Origin of the sequence: Stenotrophomonas sp. yr243 (assembly GCF_900184195.1) — a bacterium.
Taxonomy (GTDB): Bacteria; Pseudomonadota; Gammaproteobacteria; order Xanthomonadales; family Xanthomonadaceae; genus Stenotrophomonas; species Stenotrophomonas lactitubi.
In genome coordinates, this window is sequence record NZ_FXWT01000004.1 from 102,144 (window position 1) to 120,367 (window position 18,224).

At 67.6% G+C, this 18,224-nt stretch carries 15 protein-coding genes; 10 read left to right on the forward strand and 5 right to left on the reverse strand.

Translation table 11 applies throughout. The features are described from left to right. The first annotated feature begins 1 nt into the window (after nt 1). Nucleotides 2–1,330: a GTP-binding protein gene (locus tag QOL57_RS17480; protein ID WP_089238368.1), complete on the forward strand. Its 1,329-nt coding sequence runs from the start codon at nt 2–4 to the stop codon at nt 1,328–1,330. A 235-nt stretch (nt 1,331–1,565) separates the two neighbouring features. On the opposite strand, the gene QOL57_RS17485 is transcribed toward QOL57_RS17480, so the two are convergent. Together QOL57_RS17485 and QOL57_RS17490 are read right to left on the reverse strand one after the other, a co-directional pair. Beyond that, a complete protein-coding gene (locus tag QOL57_RS17485; RefSeq protein ID WP_089238370.1) occupies nt 1,566–3,173 on the reverse strand; it encodes an ATP-binding cassette domain-containing protein in 1,608 nt (535 codons plus the stop codon). 166 nt (nt 3,174–3,339) lie between these two features. Then, nucleotides 3,340–4,239 carry a LysR family transcriptional regulator gene (locus QOL57_RS17490; RefSeq protein ID WP_089238372.1) on the reverse strand — a complete coding sequence of 300 codons (900 nt, stop codon included), beginning with the start codon at nt 4,237–4,239 and terminating at the stop codon, nt 3,340–3,342. 228 nt (nt 4,240–4,467) lie between these two features. Between QOL57_RS17490 and QOL57_RS17495 the strand changes: the two genes are divergently transcribed. Together QOL57_RS17495 and QOL57_RS17500 are read left to right on the forward strand one after the other, a co-directional pair. Next, nucleotides 4,468–5,646 carry a serine hydrolase domain-containing protein gene (locus QOL57_RS17495; protein ID WP_089238374.1) on the forward strand — a complete coding sequence of 393 codons (1,179 nt, stop codon included), beginning with the start codon at nt 4,468–4,470 and terminating at the stop codon, nt 5,644–5,646. Further along, on the forward strand, nt 5,643–6,827 hold the full coding sequence (locus QOL57_RS17500) for an MFS transporter (RefSeq protein ID WP_089238376.1): 1,185 nt from the start codon (nt 5,643–5,645) through the stop codon (nt 6,825–6,827). Before QOL57_RS17495 ends, QOL57_RS17500 begins: the two co-directional genes overlap by 4 nt. Nucleotides 6,828–7,206: 379 nt before the next feature. Here the strand turns inward: QOL57_RS17500 and QOL57_RS17505 are convergent, their stop codons facing one another. Then, nucleotides 7,207–8,829, reverse strand: a complete 1,623-nt coding sequence (locus tag QOL57_RS17505) for an EAL domain-containing protein (RefSeq protein ID WP_089238378.1) — start codon at nt 8,827–8,829, stop codon at nt 7,207–7,209. Between the two features lie 228 nt (nt 8,830–9,057). Between QOL57_RS17505 and cycA the strand changes: the two genes are divergently transcribed. Further along, nucleotides 9,058–10,431: a D-serine/D-alanine/glycine transporter gene (cycA, locus tag QOL57_RS17510; RefSeq protein WP_089238380.1), complete on the forward strand. Its 1,374-nt coding sequence runs from the start codon at nt 9,058–9,060 to the stop codon at nt 10,429–10,431. Nucleotides 10,432–10,876: 445 nt separating this feature from the next. Then, entirely contained in the window at nt 10,877–11,653 is a 777-nt protein-coding gene (locus QOL57_RS17515; protein WP_089238382.1) for a lytic transglycosylase domain-containing protein, read from the forward strand. A gap of 7 nt (nt 11,654–11,660) precedes the next feature. On the opposite strand, the gene QOL57_RS17520 is transcribed toward QOL57_RS17515, so the two are convergent. Then, nucleotides 11,661–13,196, reverse strand: coding sequence for a hypothetical protein (locus QOL57_RS17520; RefSeq protein WP_089238383.1), 1,536 nt, complete (start codon nt 13,194–13,196; stop codon nt 11,661–11,663). A 150-nt stretch (nt 13,197–13,346) separates the two neighbouring features. Here QOL57_RS17520 and QOL57_RS17525 point away from each other — a divergent pair, with 150 nt between their 5' ends. Further along, nucleotides 13,347–15,431, forward strand: coding sequence for an NHL repeat-containing protein (locus QOL57_RS17525; RefSeq protein WP_089241158.1), 2,085 nt, complete (start codon nt 13,347–13,349; stop codon nt 15,429–15,431). Here QOL57_RS17525 and QOL57_RS17530 read toward each other — a convergent pair. Further along, a complete protein-coding gene (locus QOL57_RS17530; RefSeq protein WP_089238385.1) occupies nt 15,409–15,816 on the reverse strand; it encodes a YciI family protein in 408 nt (135 codons plus the stop codon). The two genes, QOL57_RS17525 and QOL57_RS17530, sit on opposite strands and share 23 nt — an antisense overlap. 698 nt (nt 15,817–16,514) lie before the next feature. Between QOL57_RS17530 and QOL57_RS17535 the strand changes: the two genes are divergently transcribed. Genes QOL57_RS17535 through QOL57_RS17550 form a run of 4 tightly spaced genes read left to right on the forward strand, consistent with a single transcriptional unit; the run spans nt 16,515 to nt 18,222 of the window. Further along, nucleotides 16,515–16,931 carry a YciI family protein gene (locus QOL57_RS17535; protein WP_089238386.1) on the forward strand — a complete coding sequence of 139 codons (417 nt, stop codon included), beginning with the start codon at nt 16,515–16,517 and terminating at the stop codon, nt 16,929–16,931. A gap of 39 nt (nt 16,932–16,970) precedes the next feature. Beyond that, nucleotides 16,971–17,393, forward strand: a complete 423-nt coding sequence (locus QOL57_RS17540) for a VOC family protein (RefSeq protein WP_089238388.1) — start codon at nt 16,971–16,973, stop codon at nt 17,391–17,393. 37 nt (nt 17,394–17,430) lie between these two features. After that, entirely contained in the window at nt 17,431–17,841 is a 411-nt protein-coding gene (locus QOL57_RS17545; RefSeq protein ID WP_089238390.1) for a VOC family protein, read from the forward strand. Nucleotides 17,842–17,865: 24 nt separating this feature from the next. Next, on the forward strand, nt 17,866–18,222 hold the full coding sequence (locus tag QOL57_RS17550; RefSeq protein WP_089238391.1) for a DUF1428 domain-containing protein: 357 nt from the start codon (nt 17,866–17,868) through the stop codon (nt 18,220–18,222). Nucleotides 18,223–18,224 lie beyond the last annotated feature (2 nt).

Sequence of the window (18,224 nt, forward strand, 5' to 3'; positions counted from 1 at the left end):
CATGAACACTGTTTCCCGCGCCGACCGTCGCCTTCCGGTCACCGTGCTCTCCGGCTTCCTTGGGGCCGGCAAGACCACCCTGCTCAACCAGATCCTGCGCAACCGCGATGGCCTGCGGGTGGCGGTGATCGTCAACGACATGAGCGAGGTCAACATCGATGCGCAGCTGATTCGCGACGGCGGCGCGGAGCTGCGTCGCACCGAAGAGACGCTGGTGGAGTTCAGCAACGGCTGCATCTGCTGCACGCTGCGCGATGATCTGCTGCAGGAGGTCCGGCGCCTGGCCGACAGCGGCCGCTACGACTACCTGCTGATCGAATCGACCGGCATCGGCGAGCCGATGCCGGTAGCGGCCACCTTCGCGGTGCGCGATGAGCACGGCTTCAGCCTGAGCGATATCGCGCGGCTGGACACGATGGTGACGGTGGTTGACGGCAGCGCCTTCCTGGACGATTTCGGTTCGACGCTGCGCTTGGCCGAACGTGGCCAGCAGGCGGGGCCGGACGATGACCGCGGCGTCGTCGACCTGCTGTGCGAGCAGGTGGAGTTCGCCGACGTGATCGTGGTCAGCAAGGTGGACCAGGTGGAAGAGGAGCTGCTGCAGGACACGCTGGCGGTGCTGCGCGGGTTGAACCGCGATGCGAAGCTGCTGCTGTCCAGCTTCGGCGACGTACCGCTTGCCGAGCTGCTGGATACCGGCCGCTTCGATTTCGAGCGCGCGCAGCAGGCCCCGGGATGGGTGAAGGAGCTGCGCGGCGAGCACACGCCGGAAACCGAGGAATACGGCATTGCCAGCTTCGTGTACCGCTCGCGACGGCCGTTCCACCCGGCACGCTTCGCACGCACGTTGCAGCACGGCATGCCCGGGGTGATCCGCAGCAAAGGCTGGTTCTGGCTGGCCAACCGCATGGATTGGGTGGGTGAGTTGAACAGTGTGGGCGCGGCCACGCGCACGCAGGCGGCGGGCTTCTGGTATGCGGCGCGCGAGCGTGTGCGCGCGGGCCAGGAAGACACCACGCCGCTGCTGCCTCCAACGCCACTGCCTTACAGCGATCTGGGCTGGGCACGGCAGCAGGCCGACTGCTGGAGCGCGCCGTTGCCCGATGCACAGGAATTCCCGGACGCGGAGGCGCACTCGGCGATGGCACGCCTGTGGCACCCGCTGTGGGGTGACCGCCGGCAGGAACTGGTGGTGATCGGCGTGCACATGGACGAGTGCGCGGTGCGGTCAGCACTGGATGCGTGCCTGCTCAACGACGACGAACTGCAGGCCGGCCCCCTGCTGTGGCAGCAGATGCCGCAGACGTTCCCGGTGTGGAAGCGTGGATGAGTGGATCCACGCCATGCGTGGATGAATGCTCCGCCAGCCAGTAGATCCACGCCATGCGTGGATGCCAGCCGGCAGGAGCCGAGCATGGGCTCGGCTCTACAGCTCATCGCTTCCGATGGACGTGGACGCATTGCCAGCCAGTAGATCCACGCCATGCGTGGATGAATGCTCGGCTGGCAGTAGATCCACGCCATGCGTGGATGCCAGCCGGCAGGAGCCGAGCATGGGCTCGGCTCTACAACGCATCGCGCCACTGCCAACCTGCATCACCGACCTGCAGCACCTGCGTCGGCCGTAGGGCCTGCAGCAAGTGGGTGTCATGGCTGACCATCAGCAACGCCCCCGGCCATGCCGCCAACAGCTCTTCCAGCGCCTGCAGCGCGGACAGGTCCAGCGCGTTGCCCGGCTCGTCCAGCAACAGCAGCTGCGGGGCCGGATCGGCATACAGCGCGCTGGCCAGCGCACCTTTCACCCGCTCGCCATCGCTGAGGCTGCTGGCCGGGCGCTGGATGCGCTGTGCATCCAGGCCCAGCAACGCCAACCGCGTGCGCAGCTCAGCCGGATCGGCCGTGGGATGGGCAGCCTGCACCGCGTCGAGAATGCTCTCTTCGCTGCGTAGATTCAGCAGCTGCTGGTCGAGGAGCGCCAAGGGCGCATGCCGTTGCACCTGCCCACTGTCTGCGGGCAGCTCGCCGGCCAGCACGCGCAACAGCGTCGACTTGCCGCTGCCGTTGTCGCCGACCACGGCAACACGCTGGCCCCGACGGATCTCCAGCTGCAGCGGCGCCCGACAGCCGCGCGGCAGCACCAGGTCATGCGCCTGCAGCAAACGGGCTTGGCCACGCTCGCCTTCGCCACTGAACAACGCCAGTTCCGGCGCCACGTGCACCGCTGCTGCGGCGGCGCGTACCTGCGCAGCGCTGGCCTGCAGGCGATCGCTCTGGATCTGCTGCGCGCGCCCGTGGCTGGCTTCGGCGCGCTGCTTCTGCAGACCAAGCAGGATCGGAGCCTGGTTGGCCTCGCGTGCCGCACGGTTGCCGCGTGCCTGGCGCTGCTGCTGGCGCTCGTGCTGCTCGCGCGCGCTGCGTTGCTGCTGCCGGTGCTGGGCGCGGACGTGGTCAAGCTGGGCGGCGGCGGCCTCGCGTTCGGCGGCACGCGCGTCGGCATAGTGCTGCCACGGCCCGCCATAACGTTGCAGGCCGTGCGCATCCAGTTCGACGATCTGCGACATCTGCGAGAGCAGGCCACGGTCGTGGCTGATCGCCAGCAGGCCGCCCTGCCATTGCTGCAGTTGTGCATACAGCTGGCGGCGATGATGGGCGTCGAGGTGATTGCTCGGCTCGTCGAGGATCAGCCAGTCCGCGCCGCTGGCCCATGCGCCGGACAGGGCGACCCGCATCGCCTGGCCACCACTGAGTCGCGCGGCGGGCTGCGCGGGATCAAGGTCGGCCGGCAGCTGCATTGCCTGCCACTGCTGTTGCAGGCGTTCGCGCAGGTTCCAGCGGTCGCCGATGCAGGTGAAGTCGGCTGCATCGACGCTGCCTGCTTCGATGCGTGCCAGTGCCGCCAGTTCGGCGCCTACGCCGGCCAGTTCGCCGACCGTGCCACTCGGCGGATAGCCGGGTGTGGGCAACAGGAATACCTGGCCACTGCGGTGCACGTGGCCCTCGTCGGGCGACAGCTGACCGGCGAGCAGGCCCGCGAGCACGCTCTTGCCGACGCCGTTGGCGCCGACCAGACCGGTGGCCACCGGCTCGAAGGAAAAGGACAGATTGGAAAACAGCGGTCGGCCATCGGCCAACCGATACGACACGCGATCGAGCGTGAGGGAATGCGAAGTCATGCGACCTCCATGGATGCCTGGTTCTCCCCTGCGCGCAGGGGCGGGAAGAGTCGGGCCGTCTAGTGCGAAGACGGCGGCATCACTGGCGCATTGGTCGCGAGCCTCTATGAGGAATGAGCGGACAGTATAGCGCTGCGAGCTGAATGGTCGCGGCCGCTGCGCCGCGTTACGGCACCGTATCCAGCCGCGCGCCGACGAATTCGATGAACACCCGCAGCTTCGGCAGTACGTGGCGGCCCGACGGCCACAGCAGGTGGAACGTGCCGCAGGAATGCACGTGCTCATCAAGCACGGTGACCAGCCGGCCGTCAGCGAGTGCATCGCGTACCGAATGCACCGGCACGAACGCCAGGCCACCGTCGCGCAGTGCCAGTGCCACCCGCGCCTCGATGGTGTTGGCGACCAGGTGCACCGGCAGTTCCTGTGCCGTGTCGCCCTCGGGCCAGAGGATCGGCCACGGTTCGAGTTTGCCGCTGCTGGGGAAGCGGTAATGCAGCAGGCGGTGCCGCAGCAGGTCGGCCGGCACCTGCGGTGTGCCATGCCGTTGCAGGTAGGCCGGCGACGCAACGATGCGGCGTGGAAACACACCGAGGCGACGTGCAGTGAGGCGTGAATCGCTGGGCTCGCCGACACGCAGCACGGCATCGAATCCCTCTTCGATGACGTCGACCAGTCGATCGGAGAAATCCAGCTCCAGGCGGATGTCGGGATAGGCGGCCATGAACTCCGCCATCAACGGCAGGGTGAGGTCGCCTACGAGGGGCAGGCTGATGCGCAGGGTGCCGCTGGGGGTTGCATGCTGCTGGGCCAGTTCGGTGCGTGCGGCGTCGCGCTCGTCGAGGATGCGCCGGCAGCGTGCCAGGAACAGCTGGCCCTCGGCGGTGAGGGTGATGCTGCGCGTGCTTCGGTGGAACAGGCGTACACCGAGCGCCTGTTCCAGCCGGGCCACGCACTTGCCGGCGGCCGAGGCGGAGATGCCTTGTACGCGGCCGGTCTCGACGAAGCTGCGGGTGTCCGCAGCGTGGACGAAGGTCTGCAGGTTGGCCAGGTTGTCGAGGACGGACATGGGGAAGGTCGCTGCGAAAGAGGGCAGGGTAGGCGGCGGTCGGCATGCGCGGTGACGCAGCCGGTGCAACAGTGCGGTGCGGGTGCCTGGCGGGTCGGTGCGGCCCAGTGGTTCCGGGCATGATGCCGATTGCGGAACTTGCAGTCCATGATGCGCGGAGCCCGGCCCCGCTTTTTGCGGGCGCCGAAGCTGCCTACCGTGGCGGGCCTCTCCCCACGGATCACCCCGATGACACTCGCCCTTCCTGTTGAAACTGCACCGGCACTGCCCGCGGTGAGCGCGCTGCTGCAGGCCGTGCACCCGCAGCGCCTGGTCGGTGCGGTGGTGCTGGTGCGCGAACACGGCGTGCTTCGCCATGCCAGCGCCAGTGGCCTGGCCGATCGTGAATCGAATACACCGATGCGCCGCGACCAGCTGTTCCGGCTGGCTTCTGTGAGCAAGCCGCTGCTGACCACGGTGATCCTGCGCCTGGTGGCCGAGGGCGTGCTCGACCTGGACGCGCCAGTGCAGCGCTGGTTGCCGGCGTTCCGCCCGGCACTGGCCGATGGCAGCCAGCCATCGATAAGCCTGCGCCAGTTGCTCAGCCACAGCAGCGGGCTGGGCTACCGCTTTCTGGAAGCCGATGCCGAGGGCCCTTACGCGCAGGCGGGCGTAAGTGATGGCATGGACGCGAGCGCGGTGACGCTGCAGCAGAACGTGCAGCGCATCGCACAGGTGCCGTTGCTGTTCGCACCGGGCAGCCAGTGGTTGTATTCGTTGGGCGTGGACGTGGCCGGCGCGCTGGCTGAAGCGGCGACAGGCGAGACATTGCAGGCGTTGTTCGACCGGCTGCTGGCGCAGCCGCTGGGCCTGCGCGATACCGCGTTCGCCACCGGCGAGGGCAGTCGCCTGGCGACGCCGTATGTCAGTGACGTACCGCAGCCGCATCGCTTGCAGGAGGGCGAGGTGGTGCCGGCGTTCGAGGGCTCGGTGGGCATCGAATACAGCCTGGCCCGTGCGACCGATCCGCACCGCTATCCGTCGGCCGGTGCAGGGCTGGTGGGTACCGCTGACGAGGTGATGGCCGTGCTGGAGGCACTGCGCGATTCGCGTGTCTCACAGCTGCTGCCGGACAGCTTGATGGCACAGATAGGAACGCCGCAGCTGGGCGAACTGGGACCGATCGATCCACCCGGTTGGGGCTTCGGCCTGGGCTTTGCCGTGCTGCGTGATGCCGCAGCCAGCGGCACACCACAGACCGTGGGCACATGGCGCTGGGGCGGTGCCTACGGCCATAGCTGGTTCGTCGATCCAGCGCGCGGCCTGAGCGTGGTCGCGCTGACCAATACGCTGTACGAAGGCATGCATGGCGCGTTCGTGGATGAACTGCGCGATGCGGTGTATGCCGATCTGGAGACGGCGCGATGAGCGGCCACGCGATCGATGCCGGGGCACCGGCCGGTGAGGCAACGCGCCTGCCGTGGCGTGGCCTGCTGGCCTTGGCCGGTGGTGGCTTCATCACCCTGTTGACCGAAACGCTGCCCGCCGGCGTGCTGCGGCCGATGGGCGAGAGTCTCGGCGTCAGCGACGCGGCGGCAGGACAACTGGTCAGCGTGTATGCACTGGGCTCGGTGCTGGCTGCGTTGCCGATGACCGCGCTGACCCAGCGCCTGCCGCGTCGTCCGCTGCTGCTGGCGGCGATTGCTGGCTTCATGGTGGTCAACACCGTGACCGCGCTCAGCCATGACTACGTGCTGACCCTGGTGGCGCGCTTCCTGGCCGGCGTGGGCGCGGGCCTGCTGTGGTCGCTGGTGGCTGGCTATGCCGCGCGCATGGTGGTGCCGGAACTGCAGGGCAGGGCGATCGCGGTGGCGATGATCGGCTCGCCGCTGGCGCTGTCGCTGGGGGTGCCGGCAGGTACCTTGCTGGGCCAGCAGATCGGTTGGCGCTGGGCGTTCGCGTTGATGAGCGTGCTGGCGGTGCTGCTGCTCGGCTACGCGCGCTGGGCGTTGCCCGCGTTGCCGGCGGCCGGCGCAGGCCGGCGCATGTCGCTGGGTTCGGTCTGGCGCATGCCCGGCATCCGCAGCACGCTGCTGGTGATGGTGCTGTACGTGCTGGCGCACAACGTGCTGTACACCTACATCGAGCCGTTGGCAGTGCAGGCGGGTGCGGGTGGCTGGCTGGACCGGCTGCTGCTCGCGTTCGGCATCTCCGCGATCGTGGGTATCGCCATTGCCGGCTGGGGCGTGGACCGCCATCTGCGCACCCTGGTATGGGCCAGCGTGATCGGCTTCGTGATGGCGGTGGTTTCGCTGCTGCTGTGGCCGGGCGTGCCGGGTGTGCTGCTGCTGGTGACGATCCTGTGGGGCGTCGCGTTCGGTGCCGTGCCAACCCTGTTCCAGACCGCACTGGCCCGCCGCGCCGGCGCCGCTGCCGACCTCGCGCAATCGATGCTGGTGACGGGCTGGAACCTCGCCATCGCCGCCGGTGGCGTGGGCGGCGGCCTGATGCTGCAGGCCAGCGGTGCACAGCACCTGGCCTGGTTGCCGTTGCTGCTGCTGGCGGTGTGTGCAGCCTGGCTGTGGGCCCGTCCGAAGGCCTGGGCATAGGCGTCGATCAACGGTGACGGGGTTGCCGGGGTTGCCGGCCAGCGGCCGGCACCACAGAGAGCAGAACGTGCGAGCGCAGCGACCCGCTGTTGCTTTCGCTTTTCTTTTCTCTTGCGTGGTGAGGCGCTGACGAAATGTGTCCGTGGCCGGGTGGGTGGGCTGCGCAGGGGCGTGAGCCGCATGGGCCCGAGGCATGCCTCGGGTGGGTTGGGCAGGACGCCCAACCCCGGTCTTGCCGTGTGCGCAGGACAGCGCACACGAGCAAGCGGCGACCGAGCTTACATGGACGTACTTGCAGCGTCCCTTGCGCAGCCACCCACCCGGCCAACCCACGAACCGCTCTTAGCGACCCACCACGAGGGGCTGCGCCGTTCGCCGACTACTCCTCCCCCGCCTGCTCACGCTCGAACGGCACGCTACGCGGATTCTGCATGTGCTCCCGCGCTGCGCCGTACTGCTGCTGGCGCTTGCGATGGAAGGCGATGAACTCATCGCGCGGCAACGGCCGCGAGAACAACCACCCTTGGCCGAACTGCACGTGCTGGCTGTGCAGGTAGGCCAGCTGCGCTTCGGTTTCCACACCTTCAGCGACCACCCACAGGCCCAGTTCGCCGGCCATGCCGATGATGTGCGGCGTGACCGGGCTGGTCGCGCTTTCGGTGCCGATCGCATCGATGAAGGACTTGTCGATCTTCAGTGCATCCAACGGCAGCTGCTGCAGGTACTGCAGGCTGGAATAGCCAACGCCGAAATCATCGATGGCTACGCTGTGGCCCGCGCGTCGCGCTGCGGCCAGCATGGTGCGGGCACGGTCGATATCGAGGAAGCCATGTTCAGTGGCCTCCAGCCAGATCTGCTGCGGCAGGATGCCGCTGCCGGCCATGCGCTGCGAGATCACCTTCAGCGCCCGCCCGCTGCTGATGTCCTCGGCCGCCAAGTTGATCGCGATGTGTGCACTGCGATCCTCGGCCAGCAGTTCACGCATGTCGGCAACCACGTTCTCGATCACCAGATCGGTGATGGCGGCGATCATCCCGGCCTCTTCGGCCAAGGGAATGAACAGGTCCGGACGCACCTGCGTGCCGTCGGGTCGCTGCCAGCGCACCAGTGCTTCGGCGCCGACGCAGATGCCGGTATCCAGTTCGATGATCGGCTGGTAGTGCAGGTAGAGTTCGCGGCGGCGGATGGCGATGCGCAGTTCGCCGCGCATCGACAGCCGTCGTCGCGACAGCCAGATCACCAGGCCGGCACCGGCGGCGGCCATCAGCAGTCCCAATGGCACGAACAACCACGCCTGCTGCCGGAACGTGGCCGCCAGTGCGGTGCGCGGCGCCGTGGCGATCGCCAGCCATTCACCGCTGCGCGCGCTGGCATACAGGGTGTCGCGGTCCAGGCCCTCGCCGGGCTCACGGAGCAGCTGCTGCAACAGGGTCGGGTCCATGCCGTCCTGCTGGGTCAGCAGCCGTCCATCCGGGCTTGCCAGGGCCAGCCGCACGTCTGGATCGACGATGACATCGACGAAGCGACGGGGGTCGACCAGCACGTCGTACGACCCGTACATGATGGACAGCATCGGCCGCCGGCCCGCCGCCTCGGGGCGCACGTCCACGGTGATGCCGACGCCATCGCTGGTGACGTGGTCCGGCGTGGGCTGGTCCACATCCCGCAGGAACGGGCCCCACGACGTGCAGCGCAGTTTGCCGCCCTCGAAGTAGCCCATCTGGTCGGACGACGGCGTGGTCATCACCAGGGTCTGCATGCGCTGGATGTGTTCGGCCCCACAGGGCGGCAGTACCGTGGCCTCCGCGGACTTCAATGCCGCCAGCGCTTCCTGGTAGGACACTTCGGTACGGCGCAGGCTGCGCTCGGCGATGGCATGCAGGCGCTGTTGCTCGACGCTGACCGCACGGTCCCAGGTGGCATAGACCATGACCGCGATCGGCACTGCAGCGGCCAGCACGGCCAGTATGGTGCCGCCGATGATGACCCGCAGTCGGCTCATGACCGGGGCTCCAGAGAGGTGTGCAGGGCTGGGCACATGGGCGGGGCCGGTCCTTGGGCGATGGCGGTATATGAACACGGCGCAGGGCTGGGCGGAATGGGACAAATGCGGTAACGGGTCACATTGTGGTGAAAGTGACACTTGCTGACGGTCCTGGGCCGTCCGGCGCTGGTGTTGTGGCAGCCGGAGGACTACCGTCGGACGCTTCACCCGCCTCTTCCCGCGCCCATGACCGAGCCCGCCACGCCCCCCGAGCACCTGCGCCGCAGCCTGTCCAACCGCCACCTGCAACTGATCGCCATCGGCGGTGCCATCGGTACCGGCCTGTTCATGGGTTCGGGCAAGACCATCAGCCTGGCCGGCCCGTCCATCGTGTTCGTCTACCTGATCATCGGCGCGATGCTGTTCTTCGTGATGCGGGCGATGGGCGAGCTGCTGCTGTCCAACCTGCAGTACAAATCCTTCATCGATTTCTCCACCGATCTGCTCGGGCCGTGGGCCGGATTCTTCTGCGGGTGGACGTACTGGTTCTGCTGGATCGTCACCGCCATCGCCGATGTGATTGCCATCGCCGCGTATGCGCAGTTCTGGTTCCCCGGGCTGGATGCATGGATACCGGCGTTGGCCTGCGTGATGCTGCTGCTGGCGTTGAACCTGGTGACGGTGAAGCTGTTCGGCGAAATGGAATTCTGGTTCGCGCTGATCAAGATCGTGGCCATCTGCGCGCTGATCATCACCGGCGCCGGGCTGGTGGCGTGGGGCTTCACCTCGCCCAGCGGGCATACCGCAGCGCTGTCGAACCTGTGGAATGACGGTGGCATGTTCCCGATGGGCCTGGTCGGTTTCTTCGCCGGTTTCCAGATCGCGGTGTTCGCCTTCGTCGGCATCGAGCTGGTGGGTACCACCGCCGCGGAAACGGCCGACCCGGAGCGCAACCTGCCCAAGGCGATCAACTCGATCCCGGTGCGCATCATCATCTTCTACGTGCTGGCGCTGATCGCGATCATGGCGGTCACCCCCTGGCGTCAGGTGGTGCCGGACAAGAGTCCGTTCGTGCAGCTGTTCGTGCTGGCCGGCATTCCCGCCGCCGCCAGCTTGATCAACTTCGTGGTACTGACTTCGGCAACATCGTCGGCCAACAGCGGCATCTTCTCCACCAGCCGCATGCTGTTCGGCCTGGCCGAGGAAGGCCATGCACCGCGCGGCCTGTCCAAGCTCTCGCGCGCAGCGGTGCCGGCACGGGGCCTGCTGTTCTCCTGCCTGTGCCTGCTGGGCGGCACCCTGCTGATCTACCTGATCCCCAACCTGGTGACCGCCTTCACCCTGGTGACGACCCTGGCGACGGTGTTGTTCATCTTCGTCTGGTCGCTGATCCTGGTGGCCTACATGGTCTATCGCCGTCGCTACCCCGAACGCCACGCGGCCTCGATCTTCAAGATGCCCGGTGGCGTGGCGATGTGCTGGGCCTGCCTGGTCTTCTTCGCCGCCGTGCTGGTCCTGCTGAGCCTGCAGGCCGACACCCGCCAAGCGCTGGTGGCCAGCCCAGCGTGGTTCGTGCTGCTGGGCGCAGGTTACTGGCTGCGGCGGAAGATGGCGCGCTAGTCGGGAAGACCCTCGCCAACAGATCTCACGGCCTCGGTGAGTCCCATCCACGCATGGCGTGGATCTACGTGTCGACCAAGGTCGACACCCACCAACAGCCGCAAGGTCGACACCCACCAACAGCCGCAAGGTCGATACCCACCAATAGCCGCGGGGGCGACACCCACCAACAGCCGCACAGAACACCGTTCCCAGGTCGCGGGGAATTGTCGAAGGCGGGGTGGGTCCGGTGGCGGGGGTGTCCGCGGCATGGATGCCGCGGCCAAGCCCCCAGGGATGGGTTCACGGCGTCCCCCGCAACCGGACCCCCCCCGCCATCCCACGGATAGCCCGCCGTTGCTGTTGCTGTTGAGGTTGCCGTTGCCTCTGCGGGTGCCGGGCGCCGCCCGGCCGAAAACCCCCATTCACTCATTGTTAGCGGCCGCCGCCGGATCATCCGGCCGCCATGTCCCTCCGTCCCGCCCTCGTCGCGCTGTTGCTGCTGTCTGGCCTGTGGCCAGGGCTGGCCGCTGCGCGCACGGTCTACCGCTGCGTCCAGGGCAACACGGTCAGCCTGGCCACCGCACCGGAGCCCGGCTCGCGCTGCACGCCAAAGGAGATCGACGACAGCGCCGTGCAGACCCCCAACCTGTGGGGCAACATGGGCGTGTTCAGTGGCGTGCTGTACGAGCGCGAACAGGACGGCGTGCTGGTCTACTCCACCCGCAACCTGCCCGGCTCGCGGGTGTTCCTGAAGTTCACCGTGGCCACGCCACCGGGCGAACCGGCGCATGAAGGCCTGGGCAAGGTCGGCAAGCCCCAGCTGGCCCAGCACGCAAAACAGTTCAAGGCGGCGGCCAAGGCCACCGGCGTGGACGATGCCTGGTTGCGGGCGATCGCCCATGCGGAAAGCAATTTCGACGCGCTGGCGGTGTCCAGCAAGGGCGCGCAGGGGGTGATGCAGCTGATGCCCGATACCGCAGTGGAATACGGCGTGCGCGACCCGTTCTCGCCGCAGCAGTCCATCGACGGCGGCGCCCGCTACATGCGCGCGCTGCTGCGCCGCTACAACGGCGACCGCCCGCTGGCGGCGGCGGCCTACAACGCCGGCATCGGTGCGGTGGCACGCTACAAGGGCGTGCCACCGTATGCCGAAACCCTGGCCTACGTGGACAAGGTGATGGCCTTGTACACCCGCTATCGCGAGGCGATGGGCATCCGCATCGAAGTGCCGGCGAAGTAGCCAGCGCTCAGCGCGATGTGGTGCTGCCCACCAGGTCGTAACGCTCGATGCGACCGACGCGCGAGACTTCGGCCTGCACGTCGGCACGCTGCTTGAGTTCGCGCCAAGCCGCATCGATGCGTACATCGCCCGGCAACGAGGGATACACGCGCATGTCCTGCAGGCTGGCCAGCGCGTCGCTGCGTTCCAGCGGCGAGCGCAGCTGCTCGATCAGCACCGCTGCGGCACCATCCAGATCGCCTTCCTCCAGCAGCATCTCGCGGTAGAACAGGCGCGCGTCCTGGCGCTGGGCGACGATGACCGCACGTGCCGCGGCGGCAGCGCTGGAATCACCGCGCTGGCGGGCAGCGGCGAATTGGATCAAGGCCTGTGCGGCCTGGCCGTAGCCGCTCAGTTCGGTCAATGTGTGCATGACCGCGCCTGCTTCCTGCGTCTGGCCAAGTGAGTTGAGTACGAAGGCCAGGTTCATCTGGTGTTCCAGGCCATCAGGTCCGAGCGCGCCGATGCGGGCGGCAAGCTTTGCCGTCGCCAGCGCTTCGTCGGTGCGCCCCAGGCGACGCAGCGCGCCGATGCGGCTGTTGAGCAGCCACCCCAGCCACTCCGCTTTGGCGGCGGGTGGCGATTGTCCTTCCGCGGCGGCCTCGGCCAGGTCATTGGTCAGCGCCAGCACTTCCTCGTTGCGATCGAGCATCAACAGCGTGCTGCTGAAATCCACCAGGCGTGCATCCAGGTCACGATCGAGCAGGCCGGAGACGCGCAGGGCGTCCAGATGGGCCTGCGCGGCCTTGACCGGATCGAAGCGAGCATCGGTGCGGTCCACATAGCGGTCGAAGCGCTTGTCGCTGCGCAAGCGGATCAGTTCGGCCGGGGTGTCGATGCGGGCCAGCGTGGTCGGGATGGCGTCGCCGCGACCGTTGTCGGCCTGCAGCGTGGCCAGCGCCAGCCACAGGCCGGTGGGTTCGATGCCGCCACTCTTCCAGCCGTTGTCGAACAGCGCCTGCAGCAGCGCCATGCGTTGCACAGGCTGTTCGCGCAGGTCGTGCTGCAGGTAGCTGATGACGTGATGGTCGATCGGCAGCGGGCCGTTGGCACGCGCCAGCGCCTGTGTCAGATGCTCGACCGCCGCTGCCGGCTGGTCATCGTTGAGGTCCATCGACACCAGCGTGGCCAGGATCTGTGCATCGCCCGGCAATGCCTGCAGTGCCTGCTGCAGATAGCGCCGCGCCAGTGCGGGCTGCTTCTGCCTGGCTGCCGTCCAACCGGCGAAATGCGCGGCGCGGCCGCGGCGCTCGGCGTCGAAATCTGCCAGCAGTGGGCTCTCCATCAACCGTTCCATGGCGATCAACGCGGCCAGTGTATTGCCGCTGCTGGACTGCTCGATGGCCGTATCCCACTGCTGCGCGTACGCCGCATGCGCAGCGTCCATCGTCACATCGGACGGAGGCTGCGAAGGGGAGGTGGATGCGCGCGGCACGTTCGCCAAAGCGGTGGCGCTGGCCAGGGCGGTAAACAGCAGCAGGAAAAGTGGGGTACAGCGGGGCATGGTAGACCTCCGTCCATGGAACGGACATTGAACCCGCTGTGGCAGCGCAGGACAAGCGCTGTGAAAGGGCCCTGACCATCGGCCATGGCGCTGCACGGGCGCAGCGATTATCGTTCGTGCCTCTTCATGCAAGTACAGGCAAACGGGACGATGGCGCGGTGGCAAGGGAGGGCGGTGGGTGCGGTGGTGGTGGCAACAGCGGTGGCTCTGGCGGCAACCTGGTGGGAATTCCCCGCCTCCGGCCCGCAGGTGCCGGCTGGCCCCGTACCGACGCCGCTGGCGTGGACCGCACAGATCGAGCTGCTGGCCGGCGACGGTCATCCGGGTGATCGCGATGGCGCCTCGGCGCAGGCACGCTTCGCCGACCCCTACGCGCTGCTGGGCAGCGCCGATGGCAGCGTCTATTTCACCGATGCCGGTGACAACAACCGCATCCGCCGCCGCCTGCCCGATGGCCGTATCGAAACGGTAGCGGGGCAGGGCGAGGGGCGTGTTGATGGGCCTGCCCTGCAGGCAAGTTTCAACACACCTTCGGGTATTGCCGCCGATGCACAGGGCAATCTGTATGTGGCCGACACCGGCAATCATGCGATCCGGCGCATCAGCACCGATGGACAGGTGACGACGTTGGCCGGTGGCCAGCAGGGCTTCGCCGATGGTCCGGCTGCACAAGCGCGTTTCGATGGGCCGATGGGCATCGCCGTGGATGCGCAGGGGCAGGTCTATGTGGCCGATACCTGGAACGACCGCATCCGGGTGATCGGTACCGATGGCAACGTGCGTACGCTGGCCGGCGGCGACCGCCCGGGCTTCGCTGATGCACCGGGTGCTGACGCGCGCTTCGACACGCCGGTGGCGCTCGCCTTCGATGCGCACGGCGCACTGCTGGTGGCCGACCTGTTCAACAACGCGATCCGCCGTGTCGGTGCCGATGGCACGGTCAGCACCGCGGTCGGCAAGGGTGAGGTCATCAATGGTCCGCTGTCACTGGCCACCACGCATGACGGTGTGCTGTATGTGGGCGATCTGGACGGGCGCATCGTGCAGGTGACCCCGCAGGGCCATCAACTGGCGCTGCTGGGCAATGATCGCCTGCCGCGGCTGGCGCGGCCCAGTGGCCTGGCCGTGGAGGCCGACGGTGCTCTGCTGGTCGCCGACTCCGCAGGTTATCGCCTGCATCGCCTGCGCCCGCTGCCGGTGGGTGAACTGCCTGCACCGGCGCTGGTGGGCCCGGCCTCCGACGCGGCGCTGCCGGACAGCGGTGGGCGCTGGCCACTGGCACCACAGGACGGCTGGCATGAAGTGGTCGGCACGCTCGGCGAAGTGCGCGGCACCTTCCAGGGCGAGAGCCGCCACCACCTGCATGGCGGCTTCGATGTGCGCGGCGATGTCGGCCAGACCGTGCTGGCGATTGCCGAGGGCAAGATCAGCAGCCCGATTGCCGCCTGGAGCTTGGGCGGGCAGGCTGAGGGCTTGGCCGTGGACCGGTTGAAGTACATCCACATGCGTGTCGGTCGTACGCCACGCGGCGAACCGTTCGACGCGCGCTGGCAGCCGCTGTACGCCGAAGACGGCACGCTGGAGCGCATCCGCGTGCGGCGTGGCACGCGCATCCACGTAGGCGACCGCCTGGGCAGCATCAACAACCAGGCGCATGTGCACCTGGCCGTGGGCAACGGTGGTTTCGAGACCAACGCAGTGGCACTGGGATTCAAGGACTACGCTGACCACTTCGCGCCGCGCATCACCGACGTGGCGCTGCTGGACGACAACGACCAGCCACTGGCCGCCGGCACCGATGGCGTGGTGATGCTGGCCCGGCAGGGGCGCGGCGTGCAGATCGTGGTGGAAGCCTGGGACCAGGTGGACAACAACCTGCCGCGTCGCCGGCTGGGGCCGTACCAGGTGGGCTACCAGATCCTGGATGCCGCCGGGCAGCCGCTGCAGGGCTACGAGCAACCGCGCTGGAACATCGTCTTCAACCGCATGCCACCGCAGAAGCAGGCGGTGAAAGTGGCTTATGCACCGGACAGTGGTATCACCGTGCATGGCAGCGCGGTCACCCGCTTCCGTTATCTGGTGACCAACACCGTGCGCGATGGCCTGATGGAAACCGGTCGCTGGCAGCCGGCGGCGTTGCCGCCGGGCGAGTACATCGTGCGTGCCAGTGCGCGCGACTACAGCGGCAACGAAGGCGTAGGCCCGCGCGAGATCAGGGTACGGCTGCTGCCATAGCCGCAGCGGGGGCGCCGCAGCGTTCGCGCTCGGCGTCCATGTCTTCCAGCGGTCGCACCTCGATGCTGCCGAAGCGGGCCCACGGGAACCCCTGCGCGATACGCATGGCCTCATCGCGGTCGTGGGCGACGATGAGGTTGAAGCCAGCCAGCAGTTCGCGGGTTTCGGCGAATGGGCCATCGAGCACCCGGCTGTGGCCATCGCGCACGCGCAGGGTCTGCGCCGATTCGATCGGCTGCAGTTTCTGCGCGGCCAGCAACGTGCCTTCGGCCTGCAGTTTGTCGGCGTGGGCGAGGCAGTCGCGCATCAACGTATTGAAGTCGTCGATGGGTAGTGTGCGCAGCAGTGACGGGTCGATGTAGATCAGAAGCAGGTACTGCTGCATGGCGGAGTCCTGGCGGGGGGGCGGGGGCCCATGATCGCGCAGGTTTGCGCGGCGGCATGCTGCACTGCGAAAGGCAGAGCGGGGATCGGCGAACGGCGGAGCCCCTCCGTGGTGGAAGCTCAAGCATGGGTCATGGGATTGGCCGGGTGGGTAGGCGGGTCGGGGGACGCCGTGAACCCATCCCTGGGGGCTTGGCCGCGGCATCCATGCCGCGGACACCCCCGCCCCGCCTACCCACCCGACCTTGGACAGTTTCCTGCGGCGTCCACCACGGGAAATCACAAGCAAGAGCAAAAGCGGGTCGCTTCGCTCGCAAAGCCAAGGCAGCCAGCCGACTGCTTTCGCTGTTGCTGTTGCTTATGCCTTTTTTCTTGATCTTCACGTGGTGGATCGGAGGCAGGAACCTGTCCGTGGCCGGGCGGGTGGGTTGCGCAGGGGCGTAAGCGCCATGGATGGCGCGCCCGAGCCTACAGGGATGTATTCACGGCGTCCCCTGCGCAGCCCACCGGCCCGGCCAACCCGCAGAGATGCAGCTCTTCACGACAAACCGCCACCACGGAGGGGCCCCGCCGTTCGCCGATCCCCGCCGAAGGCGCGCTCTCCGCGACAAAAATAATTTCCCGGAACCTGTCGATCCCCGCACCCCTGGTTCGTTGTAAGAGGGAAGGGCACGCACCCGCAGCCCAGCGGAGACCGCAATGAAAGTGATGGTGATCGTCAAAGCCAACGCCGATTCCGAAGCCGGGCGCATGCCCAGCGAACAGGAACTGGCCGCCATGGGCGCCTACAACGAACAACTGGTGGCCGCCGGCATCATGCTCGCCGGGGAAGGCCTGCATGCCACCCAGCGCGGCCGGCGCATTCATTTCGGCAGCGGTGCGCCGCGGGTCGAGACCGGCCCGTTCGGCCCGGCCGGCGAGCAGATCGCCGGGTTCTGGCTGTGGGAGGTGCGCTCGCTGGACGAGGCCACCGAATGGGCCAGTCGTGCGCCCTTCAGTGCGGGCGGTGCGCTGGAACTGCGCCCGTTGATCTCCGCCGAAGACTTCGGCGAAGCCTTCACCCCTGAATTACAGCAGCAGGAACAGCGTCTGCGTGAGCAGCTCGACCGCGCCTGAGCGCAGCCGCCCATTCATCCCAATCGATGGAGCATTCCCATGAAACTGATTCCCTTCCTCGGCTTCAGCGGCCAGGCCCACGATGCAATGGCGTTCTATGCCAGGGCACTCGGCGGCCAGGTCACGTCGGAAATGAAGTACCGCGACATGCCGCCGTCCGACGGCTCGCCGGGCTGCAATGAGATGCCGGCCGACACGCTCGACCATGTGGCCCACAGCCAGTTGGAGATCGGCAGCGCGATCGTGATGGCGGCCGATGGTCCCGGCGGCGGCGACGGTGGTTCGACCACCATCAACGTCGACGTGGACAGCATCGAAGAAGCCGAGCGCGTGTTCGCAGCACTGGCTGACGGCGGCCAGGTGCAGATGCCGATCGCCGAAACCTTCTGGGCGCACCGCTGGGGCATGTTGACCGACCGCTACGGCAAGCCGTGGATGGTCAACTGCATGAAGCAGCCCTGATTCTCCTTTTCTCCATCCATCGCAAGGAACCGCACCGATGAGCGCACCGCAACCGCAGATGATCTTCGTCAACCTGCCCGTGCAGGATCTGGAAAAAGCCAAGACGTTCTTCGCCGCACTGGGCTACAGCTTCAACCCGGCCTTCACCGACGAGAACGCCGCCTGCATGGTGGTCAGCGAGAGCATCTTCGTGATGCTGCTGGTCAAGCCGTTCTTCCAGCAGTTCACCGCCAAGGGCATCGCCGATGCGCACACGCAGACCGAAGTGATCACCTGCCTGTCGGCCGACAGCCGCACGACGGTGGACACCATGGTGGACAAGGCGCTGGCCGCCGGTGCCAGCGAACCGCAGCCGGCGCGCGATTACGGCTTCATGTACCAGCGCGGCTTCCAGGACCTGGATGGGCATCTCTGGGAAATCGCACACATGGACGGCGAGCCGGGCTGACCGGTCGCCGCAGGGAGAATCCCCATGGCTTACGTGGATGCTTACGTGCTGCCGTGCCCGCAGGACAAGGTGGCGGCCTATCGCCGCCTTGCTCGCCAGGCCGGCGCGGTATGGAAGGACCATGGCGCGCTGCAGTACATGGAATGTGTGGCCGATGACGTGCAGCCCGGGAAATCGACGTCGTTCCCGCAGGCGGTGAAGCTCAAGTCGGGCGAAACGGTGATCGTGGCCTTCGTGGTGTTCCGCACGCGCGCGGCGCGTGATCGCATCAACAAGAAGGTGATGGCCGACCCGCGGCTGGCGCATATCGGTCCCAAGGACATGCCGTTCGATACCAAGCGCATGTTCTGGGGCGGCTTCAAGCCGATCGTGGACGCGTGAAC